This window comes from Citrobacter sp. GW821-FHT02E08, from assembly GCF_059421685.1.
Genome location: NZ_JBWKVL010000005.1, coordinates 70171 through 86604, shown reverse-complemented (window position 1 = coordinate 86604; position 16434 = coordinate 70171). Strand labels below are relative to the sequence as shown.

The following is a 16434-nucleotide window of genomic DNA, read 5'->3' as shown; positions in this document are numbered from 1 at the left end:
CGCCCATATACAAAAGCGCCGCACTATGACAATGAGAGCGAGGAGAACCGTCGTGCTAGAAGAATACCGTAAGCACGTAGCTGAGCGTGCCGCTGAGGGGATTGTACCCAAGCCCCTGGATGCTACCCAAATGGCTGCGCTTGTCGAGCTGCTGAAGAACCCGCCTGCTGGCGAAGAAGAATTCCTGTTAGACCTGTTAATTAACCGTGTACCGCCGGGCGTTGACGAAGCTGCTTACGTCAAAGCCGGATTCCTTGCTGCTGTCGCCAAAGGCGAAGCAACTTCCCCGCTGGTTACCCCTGAAAAAGCCATTGAACTGCTGGGCACCATGCAGGGTGGTTACAACATTCATCCGCTGATCGACGCGCTCGACGATGCGAAACTGGCGCCGATTGCCGCGAAAGCACTCTCCCACACCCTGCTGATGTTCGATAACTTCTACGACGTCGAAGAGAAAGCGAAAGCGGGCAATGCCTTTGCTAAGCAGGTGATCCAGTCCTGGGCCGATGCCGAGTGGTTCCTGAACCGCCCTGCGCTTGCCGAAAAAATTACCGTTACCGTCTTCAAAGTGACCGGTGAAACCAACACCGATGATCTCTCCCCGGCACCGGATGCGTGGTCGCGTCCTGATATTCCGCTGCACGCGTTGGCGATGCTGAAAAACGCCCGTGAAGGGATCGAGCCGGATCAACCGGGCGTTGTTGGTCCGATCAAACAGATCGAAGAACTGAACAAGAAAGGGTTCCCGCTGGCCTACGTCGGCGACGTTGTGGGAACCGGTTCTTCACGTAAATCCGCAACCAACTCCGTACTGTGGTTCATGGGCGATGACATCCCCCATGTGCCGAACAAACGCGGCGGCGGTCTGTGCCTCGGCGGCAAAATTGCACCGATCTTCTTTAACACCATGGAAGATGCGGGCGCACTGCCGATTGAAGTGGACGTGAACAACCTGAACATGGGCGACGTGATTGACGTTTACCCGTTCAAAGGCGAAGTGCGTAACCACGAAACCGGCGAGCTGCTGGCAAGCTTTGAACTGAAAACCGACGTGCTGATTGACGAAGTGCGTGCCGGTGGTCGTATCCCGCTGATTATCGGTCGTGGCCTGACCACCAAGGCGCGTGAAGCGCTGGGCCTGCCGCACAGCGATGTGTTCCGTCAGGCAAAAGACGTAGCGGAAAGCAACCGTGGCTTCTCGCTGGCGCAGAAAATGGTTGGCCGCGCCTGTGGCGTGAAAGGCATTCGTCCGGGTGCGTACTGCGAACCGAAGATGACCTCCGTCGGTTCCCAGGATACCACTGGCCCAATGACCCGTGATGAGCTGAAAGACCTGGCGTGCCTGGGCTTCTCTGCTGACCTGGTGATGCAGTCCTTCTGTCATACTGCGGCCTATCCGAAGCCGGTTGACGTCACCACGCACCATACGCTGCCAGACTTCATTATGAACCGTGGTGGTGTTTCCCTGCGTCCGGGCGACGGCGTTATCCACTCCTGGCTGAACCGTATGCTGCTGCCGGATACCGTCGGTACCGGTGGTGACTCCCATACCCGTTTCCCGATTGGTATCTCCTTCCCGGCGGGCTCTGGTCTGGTGGCGTTTGCTGCTGCGACCGGCGTGATGCCGCTGGATATGCCGGAATCCGTGCTGGTGCGCTTCAAAGGCAAAATGCAGCCGGGCATCACCCTGCGCGATCTGGTTCATGCCATCCCGCTGTACGCCATCAAACAGGGTCTGCTGACCGTTGAGAAGAAAGGGAAGAAAAACATCTTCTCTGGTCGTATCCTGGAAATTGAAGGCCTGCCGGATCTGAAAGTCGAGCAGGCGTTTGAGCTGACCGATGCCTCCGCTGAGCGTTCCGCTGCGGGCTGTACCATCAAGCTGAACAAAGAGCCGATCGTTGAATACCTCAGCTCTAACATCGTTCTGCTGAAGTGGATGATCGCAGAAGGTTACGGCGATCGCCGCACCCTGGAACGTCGCGTTCAGGGTATGGAAAAATGGCTGGCGAACCCTGAGCTGCTGGAAGGCGACGCAGATGCAGAGTACGCAGCGGTGATCGACATCGATCTGACCGATATCAAAGAGCCGATTCTGTGCGCGCCGAACGATCCGGACGACGCGCGTCTGCTCTCTGACGTACAGGGCGAGAAGATCGACGAAGTGTTTATCGGTTCCTGCATGACCAACATCGGTCACTTCCGTGCGGCAGGTAAACTGCTGGATGCGCACAAAGGCCAACTGCCGACGCGCCTGTGGGTGGCTCCGCCAACCCGTATGGACGCCGCGCAGCTGACCGAAGAGGGCTACTACAGCGTCTTCGGTAAGAGCGGTGCACGCATCGAGATCCCTGGCTGTTCACTGTGCATGGGTAACCAGGCACGTGTGGCGGACGGTGCGACGGTGGTTTCTACCTCCACCCGTAACTTCCCGAACCGTCTGGGTACCGGCGCGAACGTCTTCCTGGCCTCTGCGGAGCTGGCTGCGGTTGCTGCGCTGATTGGCAAACTGCCGACGCCGGAAGAGTATCAGACTTACGTAGCGCAGGTAGATAAAACCGCTGTCGACACATACCGTTATCTGAACTTCGATAAGCTCTCTCAGTACACCGAGAAAGCGGACGGCGTGATTTTCCAGACCGCGGTATAAGGCGTTACATGCTGTTAAAGGCCGGGTGAATTCGTTACCACCCGGCAATATGGCTGGAAGCGCTCCGCTTACCGGCCTATAAAACCCCACTTCCTTCGAAGCGGGGTTTTTTATTTTCATTCCTTCCACTCGTGGCGCTTTTTTTCTGCGACCAGGCTGCGATAATTACAGCATGGCGCAGTGCGGGAATTACGCATTGCCGGGAGCAGAGGAACACATTATGGATTACGAATTTCTGCGTGATATTACCGGAGTCGTAAAGGTGCGGATGTCCATGGGCCACGAAGTGGTGGGGCACTGGTTTAATGAAGAAGTGAAAGAAAACCTGGCCTTGCTTGATGAAGTGGAACAGGCAGCGCAGGCGGTGAAAGGCAGCGAACGTTCCTGGCAACGGGTAGGGCATGAATACACGCTCTGGATGGATGGCGAAGAGGTGATGGTTCGCGCTAATCAGCTTGAGTTTTCTGGCGACGAAATGGAAGAAGGGATGAACTACTACGACGAAGAGAGCCTGTCACTCTGCGGCGTGGAGGATTTTCTTCAGGTGGTGAACGCCTACCGGGAGTTTATGCAGCAGCGCTAATTCAGACTGCTGATAAAGTCGCCCGGACGAACGGAGTGACGCCGGGTATACTTTCCCGGAGTCGGTGCTAACGCACTTCATCCGGGCTACTCCGGGGTGCAGTATTAGTCAGCGAACGTAAGGTGGAATAACCTTGCTGTCATCTTATCTGGCAGAGAAACGCTGATGTCTTGTGGCTGAAGAACAGGCTGGCAGCGCCGTTGCTCGGTCTGTGGATAAATGCAGGTCATCGTCTCAACGAAGGGAATGGGCAGCGTGATGGCCTCCTGTTCGCTCTCCATACGCCACACCGCCAACCATGCTTCCTGTTCATTACGCAGCCCAAATGCCAGCCAGGGAGAAGCGAAGGAAGGCATCTCCAGAGGCCAGAAAGGTTCCAGATGAGGGATTTTTTGGCGATAGGTTTTATACAAAGCTATCCCTTCGCGAACCAACGCAAAACGTTCCTTGCTGAGTTCTGCCAGGTGACCACTCTGATGAACCCGCAGTAGCAGACTATTGATCATATTCATGACGACCTCTTCCCGATCGCCCTCGCGCAGCGGATAGGACCAGATTGCCGCCTGTTCTGGGGTAACTGCGGAAGCGGAGGCTGCGGCGATGCAGGCCATCAGCCGATAGTCAGTTTGATCCGATACCGATTGAATGCTGTGCTGCTGCAACAAGGCATAATCCATCCGCAGCCCTCCGCTACCGCAGTTCTCAATGACAAGATGCGGATAGCGATCCAGCGTTTTTTTTAGCCACGCCAGCCACGCGCGGTTATGTTGCAATAGTCCGTCGCCGGGACTATCTGCGGCAAGTTCAGTACCGCTCCCTGCGTTAATGTTGTAATCCATTTTGATATAACTAATGCCATAGTCTTCCACCAGTCGCGTGATGACCTGGTCGGCGTGCGCCTGCACCAGAGGGTGGCGAAAATCAAGCTGATAGCGTTGATGGTCAATGACTCTTTTGCCGTGGCGGATAAAAAAGCAAGCATCGGGTAGGGTGTTCGCTAACTGACAGGCGGTGCCCATAACTTCAAGCTCCAGCCACAAACCCGATTTCATCCCTTTGGCGGCGATATACTCCAGCGGCTCGCGGATCCCGCCGGGAAAACGGGCTGCTGAAGGTTGCCATTCGCCGACGCCGTCCCACCATTCACCATCCGAGTACCAGCCGCAGTCGATACAGAAATATTCACAGCCAGCCTCTGCTGCCGCGTCGATTAACGGGATGAGTTTTTCGGTGGTCGGATCGCCGGAAAGGCAGTTCATATAGTCGTTGAAGATAACCGGCAGCTCGATATTGTCGGCCGAGGGACGCAGGATCCGTCTTCGGTAGCGGGTTATCTCGCGCAGAGCCGCATCAAGCCCTCCGGTGACCAGCGTGATGGCGACGGGGACGGAGGTAAAGCTTTCTCCTGGCGCCAGCTGCTTCCACCAGTGACTCTCATTTTCGGTCGGACCGCTAACCTGCAAATAGAGTTGGTCACGATAATCGCCAATCTCCCACTGCCAGGAGCCGTTATGCTCGATTTGCCAGAGTAGCGTGGTCCCCGCGATGGTATCTTCAAAGGCGGCGCAGGGCAGATAACCAATACTTGACCAGGTGCCGGTATTTTCGATGGAGATACGGTCGAGTGAGAAGTGGTTAACCTTTTCCAGACCTAGCTCGGGAAGCGAGCTGTTTTTCCATTGTGCTTCGCCATACCAGTTATTGTGCGCCAGATGCAGGCGACCGCTTTTTTCCCACGGCAGGCTACCGATAGCATAGAGCGACAGGGAACTGACGTACTCAAGTCCGATAGGCTCATCGCTATGGTTGATTATTTCACACCAGATGCGGGCGGCCGCCAGCCCGCGAAAATGTTGCAGATGCCAGCGGGCATGGAGCTCATCACCCTGTAGGTCGATCTCCAGCTTTCTTCCCATCGCGTTTTCGGTTTCGCGATGAGTCTGATAGCGAAGCGAGGAGCCGGGTTCGCTACCAGTATGTTTACGCGCATGGTGATCATTCTGGTTGTAACCGCTGGCGTGTACCTGCAGCAAAGGGAATTCGCCGTGCGTTTCAGCATGCTGATGTGTTGAAAATCTGTTGATATATATATTTCTGTTATGGTTAAGTTCGAAAGAAATATAAAAATCATCTTGGTTAAATTCCAGAAAACTCATGTCCGGGACTCCATCTTTCATCGGCCAATATCACGAAGCGGCTTACCCGCCATCAGGTTTTGTTCAATCTGCTCCAGAGAAATATTTTTCGTCTCGGGGACAAAACGGAAGATAATAGCCAGTGCGACGATGTTTAACAGGGAATACAAATAAAAGGTATGCGCACTTCCTAATGAATTTAATAACGATAAGAACGTGGCGCTTACGATCATACCGGCAATGTGACAGGTAAACGTGGAACAGGTGATGCCGAACTCCCGACCCTTCAGCGGCTGAATTTCTGAACACAGTAGCCAGATAAGCGGACCGGCTGACATTGAGAATCCGACAATAAACAGCAGCAACATGGTCACGGTGATCCCTTTTTCCACGCCCGAGAGCGACTCGCCTCCTAACAGCGTTCCAACGACGGCCATGGCGATCCCCATCGTGATGAAGCCGGTATACAGCATGGGTTTACGCCCCCAGCGGTCAACGAAACCCACGGCGATAAAGGTAGCGATGGTCATGACAAAACCGACGATCACGGTTCCCCACATCTGATCTGCCGTTGAAGCAAAGCCGATTTCATGGAAGATACGCGGCGCGTAGTACATCATGACGTTAACGCCGGAAAACTGCTGCATAACTTGCAGGACGATACCCAGACCAACGCTCCGGCGGAAGTTGCGGTTCTCTTTGAATAAATGCCAACCCTGCTGTTTGACCTTGAGCTGCTCTTTAATATCCTGCAACTCCGTTTCCACCTCTTCACGACTATTGCGCAGGCGCAGCAGTACGTTGCGGGCATCTTCCTCCCGATTGTGGATCATAAGCCAGCGGGGGCTGCGAGGAAGAAACAGTGCGCCAAACAGAAAGATTAACGAAGGAACCGCCACTACAAGCAGCATTCCGCGCCAGTTCCCGCTGTAGCTGAAGGCGGTATTCGTAAGAAAGACGATGAGGATACCGAGGGCGATCATCAACTGGTAGGCGGAAATCATGGCGCCGCGAATGTTTTTCGGTGTTATTTCAGAAAGATAAAGCGGCGTAGCGTAGGAGGCGACACCGAGGCCAACCCCCAGTACCAGGCGGCCGATAATCAGCATATTGGCACTGACTGCGCAGGTGCAGATAATAGCGCCGATGCAGAAGGAAGCGGCGGCAATCAGCAGCGCATATTTGCGGCCGAAGCGATAAGCTAAAAATCCGCTACATAGCGTAGCCGCCGCCGCGCCGACCATCATTGAGCTGACAATCCACTCCTGCTGCCGATCGAGTAAATGGTACTCTTTGGCGATAAGCGGCAGGGCACCGGAAATGACGCCGATATCCAGACCAAACAGCAGGCCAGCCAGCGCGGCAAGCAGACATATCCAGATAACTTGCGGTCGGGTTTTATTACGTGGTGCTGAGACTGAAAGGGTGTTATCTAATTGCATTGGAGACGACCTTTGTCAGCGGTTAAGTTATAAGTGGCGCTTTTTAAAAAAATACTTAATCGATTTCGTATTGTTTCATGCTAGATCTGAAAAATATTGTTATCAATGGCCTTTTCAGCATAATTGTGATCGTCGTTGCACAATTAATTGACCTGTTGAGGTTTTTTTATTGTCATAAAAATATTAATGGTTTAGATTGGCAGGAATATCCTTGTTGGAAGCTATTTAGTCCATAATGAACGATGAATATTAAAGAACTGGCAGCGTCCCTCGGTCTTTCAACGGCAACGGTGTCGAAGGCGTTAAATAATAAAAGCGATATCAGCAGTCATACCCGGAAAAAGGTCCTCGCTGCAGCTGAAAAGTTTGGCTATCGACCGAACGCTTCCGCGCGGCATCTACGCAGCGGTAAGGTCGGGGTCGTTGCCCTGCTGCTACCCGCATCCGACGGCGGCAATATCCATACCGCCTCCTTTTTTATGCGCATTGCCAGAGGATTACAGGCGAGCCTGAAAGAGAGCGGGCTCGATCCGGTTATCCATATTACGACGGACCGTGAGGGTGAGCGGCAGTTACTGCGCAAGATAATCGAGCAAAATCGTGCTGATGCCATCATTCTGACCGATACCCGCATTAATGATGAACGCATTGAGTTACTGAATGAATTGCAGTTTCCCTTTGTCACTATGGGCCAGAGCCTTGCATTGAATGGCCATTTTAACTGGGTCGATTTTCACCACGAGGAGATGGGACGGCGCTGCGTTCGCTATGCGTTGGGTAAAGGGGCGCAGCGCCTGGCGGTTGCCACATTAGGTGCAGATAGCATGCACGGCCAGCAGTTCCTGGACGGTTGCCTTGAGGAAATGCGCAGAAATAATCTCGACGTCGATGAGGCGTTGATTTTCTATGGCTCAGTGACGGAGTTTTCGGGCGAAATGGCCGCTCGCCAGTTTATGCAGCAGAAGAAGCGTCCTGATTTTATTATTTTTATAAACGATTTTTTGTTAATGGGCGCCAGTCATTACCTGTCGACGTTAACGGACTGCGAGCTAAATGAACAATCGATGCTGTGCGCCGCCGCCAGCAGCGACTTTTCCTCAAGGGTCATCTCATCGCCTTGTCTTTTTACGGTTGATCATGAGGTTATCGGTCGCCGATTGGGGGACGCGGCGCTGCGGGTTATTGCAGAAGAAGAGTCAGTTGCATCCGTACTGCTGAGCTTCCCGGCGAACCCATGTTAGAAAGGGGCGTCCTTGCCCTATTCAGTCACACTGTAGGGATATTGCGCGCGTAGTAAATCTCGCGCATTTCCTTCCACAGCGCAGCGGTAATCTCTTTGCGCTCGGTTTCTGTCAGGTCTTCCGGTTTGGTGTGGAACATGTAGTGCTTAAGGTCGAACTCTTTAAGCAACATTTTGGTATGGAAGATATTTTCCTGATAGACGTTCACATCCACCATGTCATACAGCGACTTCATATCCTCGGACATAAAGTTCTGGATTGAATTAATCTCATGATCGATAAAGTGCTTCATGCCGTTGATATCACGAGTAAAACCCCGCACGCGATAATCAATCGTCACAATATCTGACTCGAGCTGGTGGATCAGGTAATTCAGCGCATTCAGCGGTGAAATCACGCCGCAGGTGGAAACTTCAATGTCGGCGCGAAAGGTACACAATCCGCCCTCAGGGTGACTCTCCGGATAGGTGTGTACGCAGATATGGCTCTTATCAAGGTGCGCGACGACCACTTCCGGCAAAGGACCTGGATGTTCGGTTTTATCGATAAGTTTGGGGTCCATCGGCTCTTCGCTCACCAGAATGGTGACGCTGGCGCCCTGCGGTTCGTAGTCCTGACGGGCAATATTCAGGATGTTTGCGCCGATGATGGAACAGGTTTCCGAGAGGATCTCGGTCAGACGGTTGGCGTTGTAGAGTTCATCGATATAGGCGATGTAGCCGTCACGCTCTTCGGCGGTTTTGGCATAGCAGATATCGTAAATACAAAAACTCAGGCTTTTGGTCAGGTTATTAAAGCCATGCAGTTTCAGCTTTTTCAATTTTTATCACATCCTTAGATTCACTGCGCGGACAGTGCATCTTGCAAGTATTGAGGTAAGGCAAAGGCAGCCGTGTGAATTGCCGGATTGTAGTAACGGCATTTCAGACCGGAAGTGTGGAATCGGGCCTGAATAATCTCGGTCGAAAGATGGCGCAGGGCTTCGTTGTCGGTCGCCCAGGCAAAGGTCATGATCCCGCCGTAATAGGTTGGAATGGCGGCCTGATAGAAACCAACGTCATCAAAGTAGTGGCTGAGTTTTCGATGGCTGTCGAGGGCTTCATCTTGCTGCAGGAAGCAGACGCCATTTTGGGCGACAAAAATCCCGCCAGGGTTCAGGCAGCGTTTGCAGCCTTCATAGAATGCCGAGGTGAACAGGCTTTCGCCGGGACCAATTGGATCTGTGCAGTCGGAAATGATCACATCGAAGGTCTGGTGAGTCTGATTCACGAAGTTGACACCGTCGTCGATCACCAGTTTAAACCGCGGATCGTCGTAGCTGCCTGCGTTGTGGTTCGGCAAATACTGTCGGCAAAATGAGACCACACCTGCATCGATCTCCACCATCGTAATGGTTTCGATGTTTTTATGGCGTGTCACTTCGCGCAGCATTGCGCCGTCGCCGCCGCCGATGATCAGCACATGTTTAGCGTGACCGTGCGCCAGCAAGGGCACATGGGTCATCATTTCGTGATAGATAAATTCATCGCGCTCGGTGGTTTGCACCACGCCGTCCAGCGCCATCACGCGACCAAACGCGGCGTTCTCGAAAATGATCAAATCCTGATGGTCGGTTTTCTCATGATACAGCACGTTATCCACGGCAAAGTACTGACCAAACTGGTCGTGTAGCGTTTCATGCCACGGGGTATTTTCGGCCATTGGTTGATACCTCCATTGTTGACGCCCGTGAAAAAGGGCGCAACATCATAGCTAACAATGACCGGTGTTGCACGGTCATTACTTCAGCAATCTGGTATCGGGGAATTTATTTGACGTAGGCCAGCAGACTGAGGGAATCTCGTGCCAGTGCTTTGCATTTTTTTGCGACGGGGATACCAATTCCGCTGAGATCCCGGTAGCTGTCTTCACCGAGGGATTTCATGTCGAAGGTGTCGTAATTACTGAGATCCCACTGGTTTTGCTGGGCAAAAAAGACCAGTGCGCGACGAATCTGCCCATTGGGTAAATTCTGGTATCCGCAGTCATTTTTCAGAAACACAAAAACTGCCGTTAAATCGGCCATATCTTCGGCTTCGGACTCACTGAGCGCATAGCTGTTTGCGCATACGGCCATCAGGCTGCCGAACAACACGGTTCTGAAAAACGTCTTCATTGCTTCTACCACTGCATCACGGAAATTAAACGTTAGCATACTGCGAGCGAGGCGACGACTTTTATTATTACATTCGATGCAGTCCCTGACTTGACCTTCCTGTAGGGGGAGGGTCTATGCTCAAGTTTTAGGCTGTGTCCCGCCTGCTGAGAATAAGGAAGTGAAAATGCAACGTCGTGATTTCTTAAAATATTCTGTCGCACTTGGGGTCGCATCTGCATTGCCACTGTGGAGCCGGAGTGTCTTTGCCGCCGCGCGCCCCGCGTTACCGATTCCCGATCTGTTAACCGCCGATGCACGCAATAAAATACAGTTGATCGTCAAAACCGGGCAATCGGCATTCGCGGGCAAGACGGCCACGACATGGGGTTACAACGGTAATCTGCTGGGACCGGCGTTAAAACTGCACAGGGGGAAAGCCGTCACCGTCGACATTCATAATCAGCTCGCTGAAGAGACCACATTACACTGGCATGGCCTGGAAATTCCTGGTGAAGTGGATGGAGGCCCGCAAGGCGTTATTCCTGCCGGTGGTTCGCGCACTGTTACGTTCACACCTGAGCAGCGGGCCGCCACCTGCTGGTTCCACCCACATCAGCATGGAAAAACAGGACGTCAGGTCGCGATGGGGCTGGCGGGACTGGTGCTCATCGAAGATGAAGAGATTCGTAAGCTGCTGCTCCCTACGCAGTGGGGCATCGACGATGTACCGGTGATAATCCAGGACAAACAGTTTTCCGCTGACGGACAGATTAATTACCAACTGGATGTAATGACCGCCGCAGTAGGGTGGTTTGGTGACACATTGCTGACCAACGGGGCGATTTACCCTCAACACGCCGCGCCAAGAGGCTGGCTACGACTGCGTTTGCTCAATGGCTGTAACGCCCGTTCGCTCAACATCGCTGCCAGCGATGGCCGCCCTCTGTATGTGATCGCCAGTGACGGTGGATTGCTGGCTGAGCCTGTCAAAGTGAATGAACTGCCCATGTTGATGGGGGAACGGTTCGAAGTGCTGGTGGATATCAGCGATGGCAAAACGTTTGATTTGGTGACTCTGCCGGTCAGCCAGATGGGAATGGCGGTTGCGCCTTTTGATCAACCGCACCCGGTCATGCACATCCAGCCGCTGGTGGTGACCGCTTCTGGTACGTTGCCGGATACGTTAACCCGCATGCCGACATTACCGTCCCTTGATGGCCTGACGGTACGCAAGCTGCAACTCGCCATGGACCCTATGCTCGACATGATGGGCATGCAAATGCTGATGCAAAAATACGGCGATCAAGCGATGGCGGGGATGAAGAGTGGGCAGATGATGGGGCATATGGGCAATGGAAAAATGAATCACGGCAATATGAATCATGGCAACATGGGGCATATGAATCACGGTGGGCAGTTTGATTTCCATAACGCCAACAAGATCAATGGTCAGGCTTTTGATATGAACAAGCCGATGTTTGCGGCGGCGAAAGGGCAGTATGAGCGCTGGGTCATCTCCGGTGAGGGCGACATGATGCTACATCCATTCCACATCCACGGTACCCAGTTCCGTATTCTGTCGGAAAACGGCAAAACGCCAGCAGCACATCGTACGGGCTGGAAAGATACAGTACGCGTCGAAGGCGGTGTTAGCGAGGTGTTGGTCAAGTTTGATCATGAGGCCCCGAAAGAGCATGCCTATATGGCGCACTGCCATCTGTTAGAGCATGAAGATACGGGAATGATGCTTGGATTTACCACTCAGTAATACTTCGCGCCCGCGGCTTGCCGGCGTGCGCGACTCCGAAAATGGCTCAACCTGATGCCTGAGATATTTTATCTCTGTGGCGCTGTACAGGGGAAAGGTCTGGTCTGTCATTATCCAGGTAGTAAAAGTAGCAGGCATTATCCATACTCGCTTTACTACCTGGCGCTACAATCATCGATTTTTTTGAATAATTTCGTTTTTTATCTTCATAAACAGAATTGAACCTGCCAGTACGAAAGTAATCAAATTGGGGATGATGACGGGGAGTGCGCCCGACAAAATTCCGTATAGCAGCCATAAAGAAATGCCGAAAACAAAAACGGAGTACATCATCAACGAGATATCTTTCGTTGACTTTGTTTTTAGCACTAAAACAACCTGCGGAATAAAAGAAATGGTAGTGCAACCGCCGCCAATAAAACCAATGATATTAATGTAATCCATCTATAACTTCCGCGAATGTATATGTGTTGTTAATTTCCTGAAACCATTTCATATGTAAAACGTATAGTTCTACAAAGCGTAGCCAGGTTTTACTGCATTATAGTTATCACACCAATTTTATTTGAAATATATACCTTTTGTGCTGTCGTTAAAGGGGCTGTTGAGATTGTGTGATCTCCAGCACTCCATCTTGATGTCATACCAATTATTCTTTACAGCGAAAATGTGTCGTACCAAAAATGGTTAGCGATAGTACATCTTTCTATTACCCAGACTATCAGAATGTATACATAATTTTTGTGAATAATACGTGTAAGGAGTTGGTATGACGGTTCGAGATGAACATATCATCGAAAGTAATAAAAGTATTAATATCAGGCCCTTCGGGTTTAGAGATAAATTTGGTTATATGTGCGGTGACCTGGGTAACTGTTTTATCCTTGGGTTAGTGAACAGTTTTTTAATGATTTATTACACCAATGTTCTGGGTATTTCTGGCGTTATCGTCGGGTCACTCTATTTTGTGACAAAACTCTTTGATGCGTTTGTCGATGTGGCCGTGGGGCGTTTATGCGATACCTCTAAGCTAACCGCCAAAGGGCGTTTTAACCCCTGGGTTAGTCGCATGAAGTATCCTTTTTGCGCCGTTGCGGTATTGCTGTTCCTGCCATTTGTGAGTGAATTTTCATATACCGCGAAAATCATTTACATCTGCGGCTCCTATTTTGTCTACGGTGCGCTGTTATCGACCGTTAACATTCCTTATGGCGCAATGTCGGCGGCTATCAGTTCCAATCCGGACGACCGTGTTTCGCTCTCTACGTATCGCAGCATTGGTTCCGCTATCGGTGGTGGGGCGACCGGCTTCTTTATTCCTATCCTGATGTATACCACCCTTGTTGACGGTAGCCAGGTTATTTCTGGTGAGCGCTTCTTCTGGATTTCGATCGGATGTTCAGTGCTGGCTTTCATCTTCTTGACACTGACGTGCCAGTTAACGACGGAACGTGTGCGCGTGGAGACAAAAGAGAACGTGCCGGTATCTGTTTTACTGAAAGGATTGTTGCGTAATAAGGCTTTGATTGTTTTGGTTATTGTGGATTTGCTCATCGTTATCAACCAGGGGCTCTCTGGTACCAACATGACCTATCTGTTTAATGACTACTTCCACAACAAAGAGGCGATGTCTGTCGCATTACTGTTTACCTTCGGTTCTCTGGTCCTGCTTGCGCCATCGGCGTCCTGGCTCACGAAGCGGTTTGGTAAAAAAGAGGCAAGCGTAGGCGCACTGCTCTTTTCGGTGGTTATGTATCTGGTTATGTACTTCTGCCATATCACGGATGCGAAAACCTATCTGGTCTTCCTGTTCCTTGCGACCCTGGGTGCTGGACTCTTCAACCTGATGATTTGGGCATTCATGACGGATGTTTGTGATTATCACCAATATGTCACCGGCGACCGCGAGGATGGCACCGTTTATGGTGTGAACTTCTTTGCCCGCAAAGTGGGTCAGGCGTGTGCGGGTGCAATTGGCGGCTTCATGCTGGCCATTATCGGTTATCAATCCTCTTCAAAGGGGGGAATCGTCCAGAGCAGTGCCGTGCAGGAAAATATTTACGCGATGGCGAATCTTTTGCCTGCGTTATGCCTGTTTTTGGCTGCGATAACGCTGATTTATTTCTATCCATTGAACCGTAAACAAACGCTCGAAATGGAAAAAACGCTGAATAAATTAAATGGTATTAGCAAATAACCCCGAGAATGAGAGAAGGACTGAATTAATGCCTGTACAAATTGAAGTGAAAGATTTTGGTGCGATGGGTGATGGTGTTGTGAAAGACACTCTGGCAATTCAACGGGCTATTGATGCTGGTGCTGAACAGGGACTTCCCGTCGTGATTTCACCGGGGAACTACCTGGTAGGTTCGCTCTTTCTGAAAGAAGGGAGCAAATTGCAATTCGCGCAAGGCGCGACCCTGCTGGGTTCTACCGATCTTTCTGACTATCCGGAGATCCCAACGCGGGTCGCGGGCGTTGAGATGATGTGGCCCGCTGCAGTACTCAATGCTATTGAGGTTAACAACATTGAGATCTCAGGTCCTGGCAAGATTGACGGTCAGGGTACGCACTGGTGGGATCTCTATTGTGGTCCGGATAAAGAGAGTGGACTGCGCGTCGATTACGACAAAAAAGGGCTGCGCTGGATTGCGGACTACCTCGTTAAACGCCCACGCGCCTGCCTGATTTACAAGGCAGAAAACGTCACGATCTCTGATCTGACCTTTGAACGTGCCGGGTTCTGGAATTTACAGATAACCTATGCGAACCAGGTTCTGGTGAGTGGTTTAACCATCCGTGATAACCATGGGCCAAGCACCGACGGCATTGACATTGATTCATCCAGCCATGTACGCGTCACCCGGTGTGATGTGTCGTGCGGCGATGACTGTATTGTCGTCAAATCGGGTCGTGATGGCGATGGTTACCGGGTCGGTAAGATTGCGGAACATATCGAAATCGACAACTGTCTTATTCGCTCAGGCTACGGCGTGACGCTGGGCAGTGAAGTCAGCGGCGGCATTCGGAATGTCTATGTGCATGACATTACCTTTGAGAACTCTGATTGCGGGTTGCGCATGAAGTCGTCGAAAGAACGTGGCGGTTTCATGGAAGATGTGGTTGTGGAAAATTTGCAGATGCACAACGTGCAATTCCCATTTTCCTGGATTATGGATTGGCACAATTCCTACAACCGCAAACTCTTTGACAACATTGATGAACTGCCAGAAGACTGGCAGGCAGTAGCAAGGCAGATCCCGGAGCATTTACAGATGACCAAAGTGCGTAATATCCGCATTAGTCACGTTAATGCCACTCTGGATGCCGACTATGCTTTACCGGCACGCGCGTTCGATCTGGTCGCCTTCCCAGAAAAACCGATGGAGAACATTAGTTTTAGCAACTGTCGGATTGAAGCCAGGGAGTTTGGACGCATTGTTGCGGTGAATGATTTGCGCTTTGATGACGTTGTTGTGTCTGTTGCCGCAGAAAATGACGGCTCCAACGATACGTTTGATAACCGTTAAAACAGAAAAGCAGCGTGGGGTCACCACGCTGCTTTTGTAAAAAACAGGCAGCTACTTTTCATCATCCGGCTGTGCATAGGCGACAATGAGTCGCCTATTTTTTTGCCAAACGAACCGCGATCATCGTGTGTTATTTCCTGCTATAACAATACGTTATCTCAATTTTCTGATTTTTATGGTAGTCGGTTTTTGGATTTAAGAGGCGCGATCCTAATTGTAAAATTAGACTTATTAACGGATGCCGCGAACAATTACTTTTGCTGGTATACTGCGTGCCTTGCGCTTCGATGCTGTGCAATTCCGAGAAGGCATTGAGTGATTTGTTTTTAAATCATATGGTTAGAGATATGAAACATACTGTAGAAGTCATGATCCCCGAAGCGGAGATCAAAGCACGTATTGCTGAACTGGGTCGTCAGATTACTGAGCATTATAAAGACAGCGGCAGTGATATGGTGCTGGTGGGTCTGCTGCGCGGTTCATTTATGTTTATGGCGGACCTGTGCCGTGAAGTTCAGGTATCTCATGAAGTCGATTTTATGACCGCCTCCAGCTACGGTAGCGGCATGTCCACGACCCGCGATGTTAAAATCCTCAAAGACCTGGATGAAGATATTCGTGGCAAAGATGTGCTGATCGTCGAAGACATCATCGACTCCGGTAACACATTGTCAAAAGTGCGTGAAATCCTGAGCCTGCGTGGGCCTAAATCACTGGCGATTTGTACCCTCCTGGATAAACCGACGCGTCGTGAAGTGGACGTACCGGTCGAATACGTGGGCTTTGCTATTCCGGACGAATTTGTGGTGGGTTATGGCATTGATTACGCACAGCGTTATCGCCATCTGCCGTATGTTGGGAAAGTGGTACTGCTGGACGAGTAATCAAAAAAAGAAGCGCCTGATGGCGCTTCTCTTATCAGGCTTACGCGAAGCCAGGTCCAGATGC

General features: G+C 51.3%; 13 protein-coding genes. 7 read left to right on the top strand and 6 right to left on the bottom strand.

The features are described from left to right. Nucleotides 1-52: 52 nt before the first annotated feature. Nucleotides 53-2650, top strand: coding sequence for a bifunctional aconitate hydratase 2/2-methylisocitrate dehydratase (gene acnB, locus AC07UY_RS08870; RefSeq protein WP_494701095.1), 2598 nt, complete (start codon nucleotides 53-55; stop codon nucleotides 2648-2650). Between the two features lie 220 nt (nucleotides 2651-2870). Continuing rightward, on the top strand, nucleotides 2871-3233 hold the full coding sequence (yacL, locus tag AC07UY_RS08865) for a protein YacL (RefSeq protein ID WP_276292816.1): 363 nt from the start codon (nucleotides 2871-2873) through the stop codon (nucleotides 3231-3233). Between the two features lie 104 nt (nucleotides 3234-3337). On the opposite strand, the gene AC07UY_RS08860 is transcribed toward yacL, so the two are convergent. Continuing rightward, nucleotides 3338-5266, bottom strand: a complete 1929-nt coding sequence (locus AC07UY_RS08860; RefSeq protein WP_494701096.1) for a glycoside hydrolase family 36 protein — start codon at nucleotides 5264-5266, stop codon at nucleotides 3338-3340. 140 nt (nucleotides 5267-5406) lie between these two features. Then, a complete protein-coding gene (locus tag AC07UY_RS08855; RefSeq protein ID WP_494660061.1) occupies nucleotides 5407-6810 on the bottom strand; it encodes a sugar porter family MFS transporter in 1404 nt (467 codons plus the stop codon). 242 nt (nucleotides 6811-7052) lie between these two features. On the opposite strand from AC07UY_RS08855, the gene AC07UY_RS08850 reads away from it, so the two are divergent. Next, nucleotides 7053-8051: a LacI family DNA-binding transcriptional regulator gene (locus tag AC07UY_RS08850; RefSeq protein WP_494660062.1), complete on the top strand. Its 999-nt coding sequence runs from the start codon at nucleotides 7053-7055 to the stop codon at nucleotides 8049-8051. 25 nt (nucleotides 8052-8076) lie between these two features. On the opposite strand, the gene speD is transcribed toward AC07UY_RS08850, so the two are convergent. From speD to AC07UY_RS08835, 3 genes are all read right to left on the bottom strand, one after another. Beyond that, nucleotides 8077-8871 carry an adenosylmethionine decarboxylase gene (speD, locus tag AC07UY_RS08845; protein WP_494660063.1) on the bottom strand — a complete coding sequence of 265 codons (795 nt, stop codon included), beginning with the start codon at nucleotides 8869-8871 and terminating at the stop codon, nucleotides 8077-8079. 20 nt (nucleotides 8872-8891) lie between these two features. Further along, nucleotides 8892-9752 (bottom strand): polyamine aminopropyltransferase, encoded by an 861-nt coding sequence (gene speE, locus AC07UY_RS08840; protein WP_494660064.1) that lies wholly within the window; start codon nucleotides 9750-9752, stop codon nucleotides 8892-8894. 106 nt (nucleotides 9753-9858) lie between these two features. Further along, on the bottom strand, nucleotides 9859-10206 hold the full coding sequence (locus AC07UY_RS08835; RefSeq protein ID WP_000846617.1) for a YacC family pilotin-like protein: 348 nt from the start codon (nucleotides 10204-10206) through the stop codon (nucleotides 9859-9861). Between the two features lie 166 nt (nucleotides 10207-10372). Here AC07UY_RS08835 and cueO point away from each other — a divergent pair, with 166 nt between their 5' ends. Further along, nucleotides 10373-11956, top strand: a complete 1584-nt coding sequence (cueO, locus tag AC07UY_RS08830) for a multicopper oxidase CueO (protein ID WP_494660065.1) — start codon at nucleotides 10373-10375, stop codon at nucleotides 11954-11956. 171 nt (nucleotides 11957-12127) lie between these two features. On the opposite strand, the gene AC07UY_RS08825 is transcribed toward cueO, so the two are convergent. Then, nucleotides 12128-12400, bottom strand: a complete 273-nt coding sequence (locus AC07UY_RS08825) for a SemiSWEET transporter (protein ID WP_494660066.1) — start codon at nucleotides 12398-12400, stop codon at nucleotides 12128-12130. A 325-nt stretch (nucleotides 12401-12725) separates the two neighbouring features. On the opposite strand from AC07UY_RS08825, the gene AC07UY_RS08820 reads away from it, so the two are divergent. The 3 genes from AC07UY_RS08820 to hpt all read left to right on the top strand — a co-directional run bounded on the left by AC07UY_RS08820 (nucleotide 12726) and on the right by hpt (nucleotide 16370). Next, nucleotides 12726-14153, top strand: a complete 1428-nt coding sequence (locus AC07UY_RS08820; RefSeq protein ID WP_494660067.1) for an MFS transporter — start codon at nucleotides 12726-12728, stop codon at nucleotides 14151-14153. 28 nt (nucleotides 14154-14181) lie between these two features. Next, complete coding sequence (locus tag AC07UY_RS08815) at nucleotides 14182-15486, top strand: glycoside hydrolase family 28 protein (RefSeq protein WP_203358901.1); 1305 nt, start codon at nucleotides 14182-14184, stop codon at nucleotides 15484-15486. Nucleotides 15487-15833: 347 nt separating this feature from the next. Next, entirely contained in the window at nucleotides 15834-16370 is a 537-nt protein-coding gene (gene hpt, locus AC07UY_RS08810; protein ID WP_192611113.1) for a hypoxanthine phosphoribosyltransferase, read from the top strand. The last annotated feature ends 64 nt before the right edge of the window (nucleotides 16371-16434 follow it).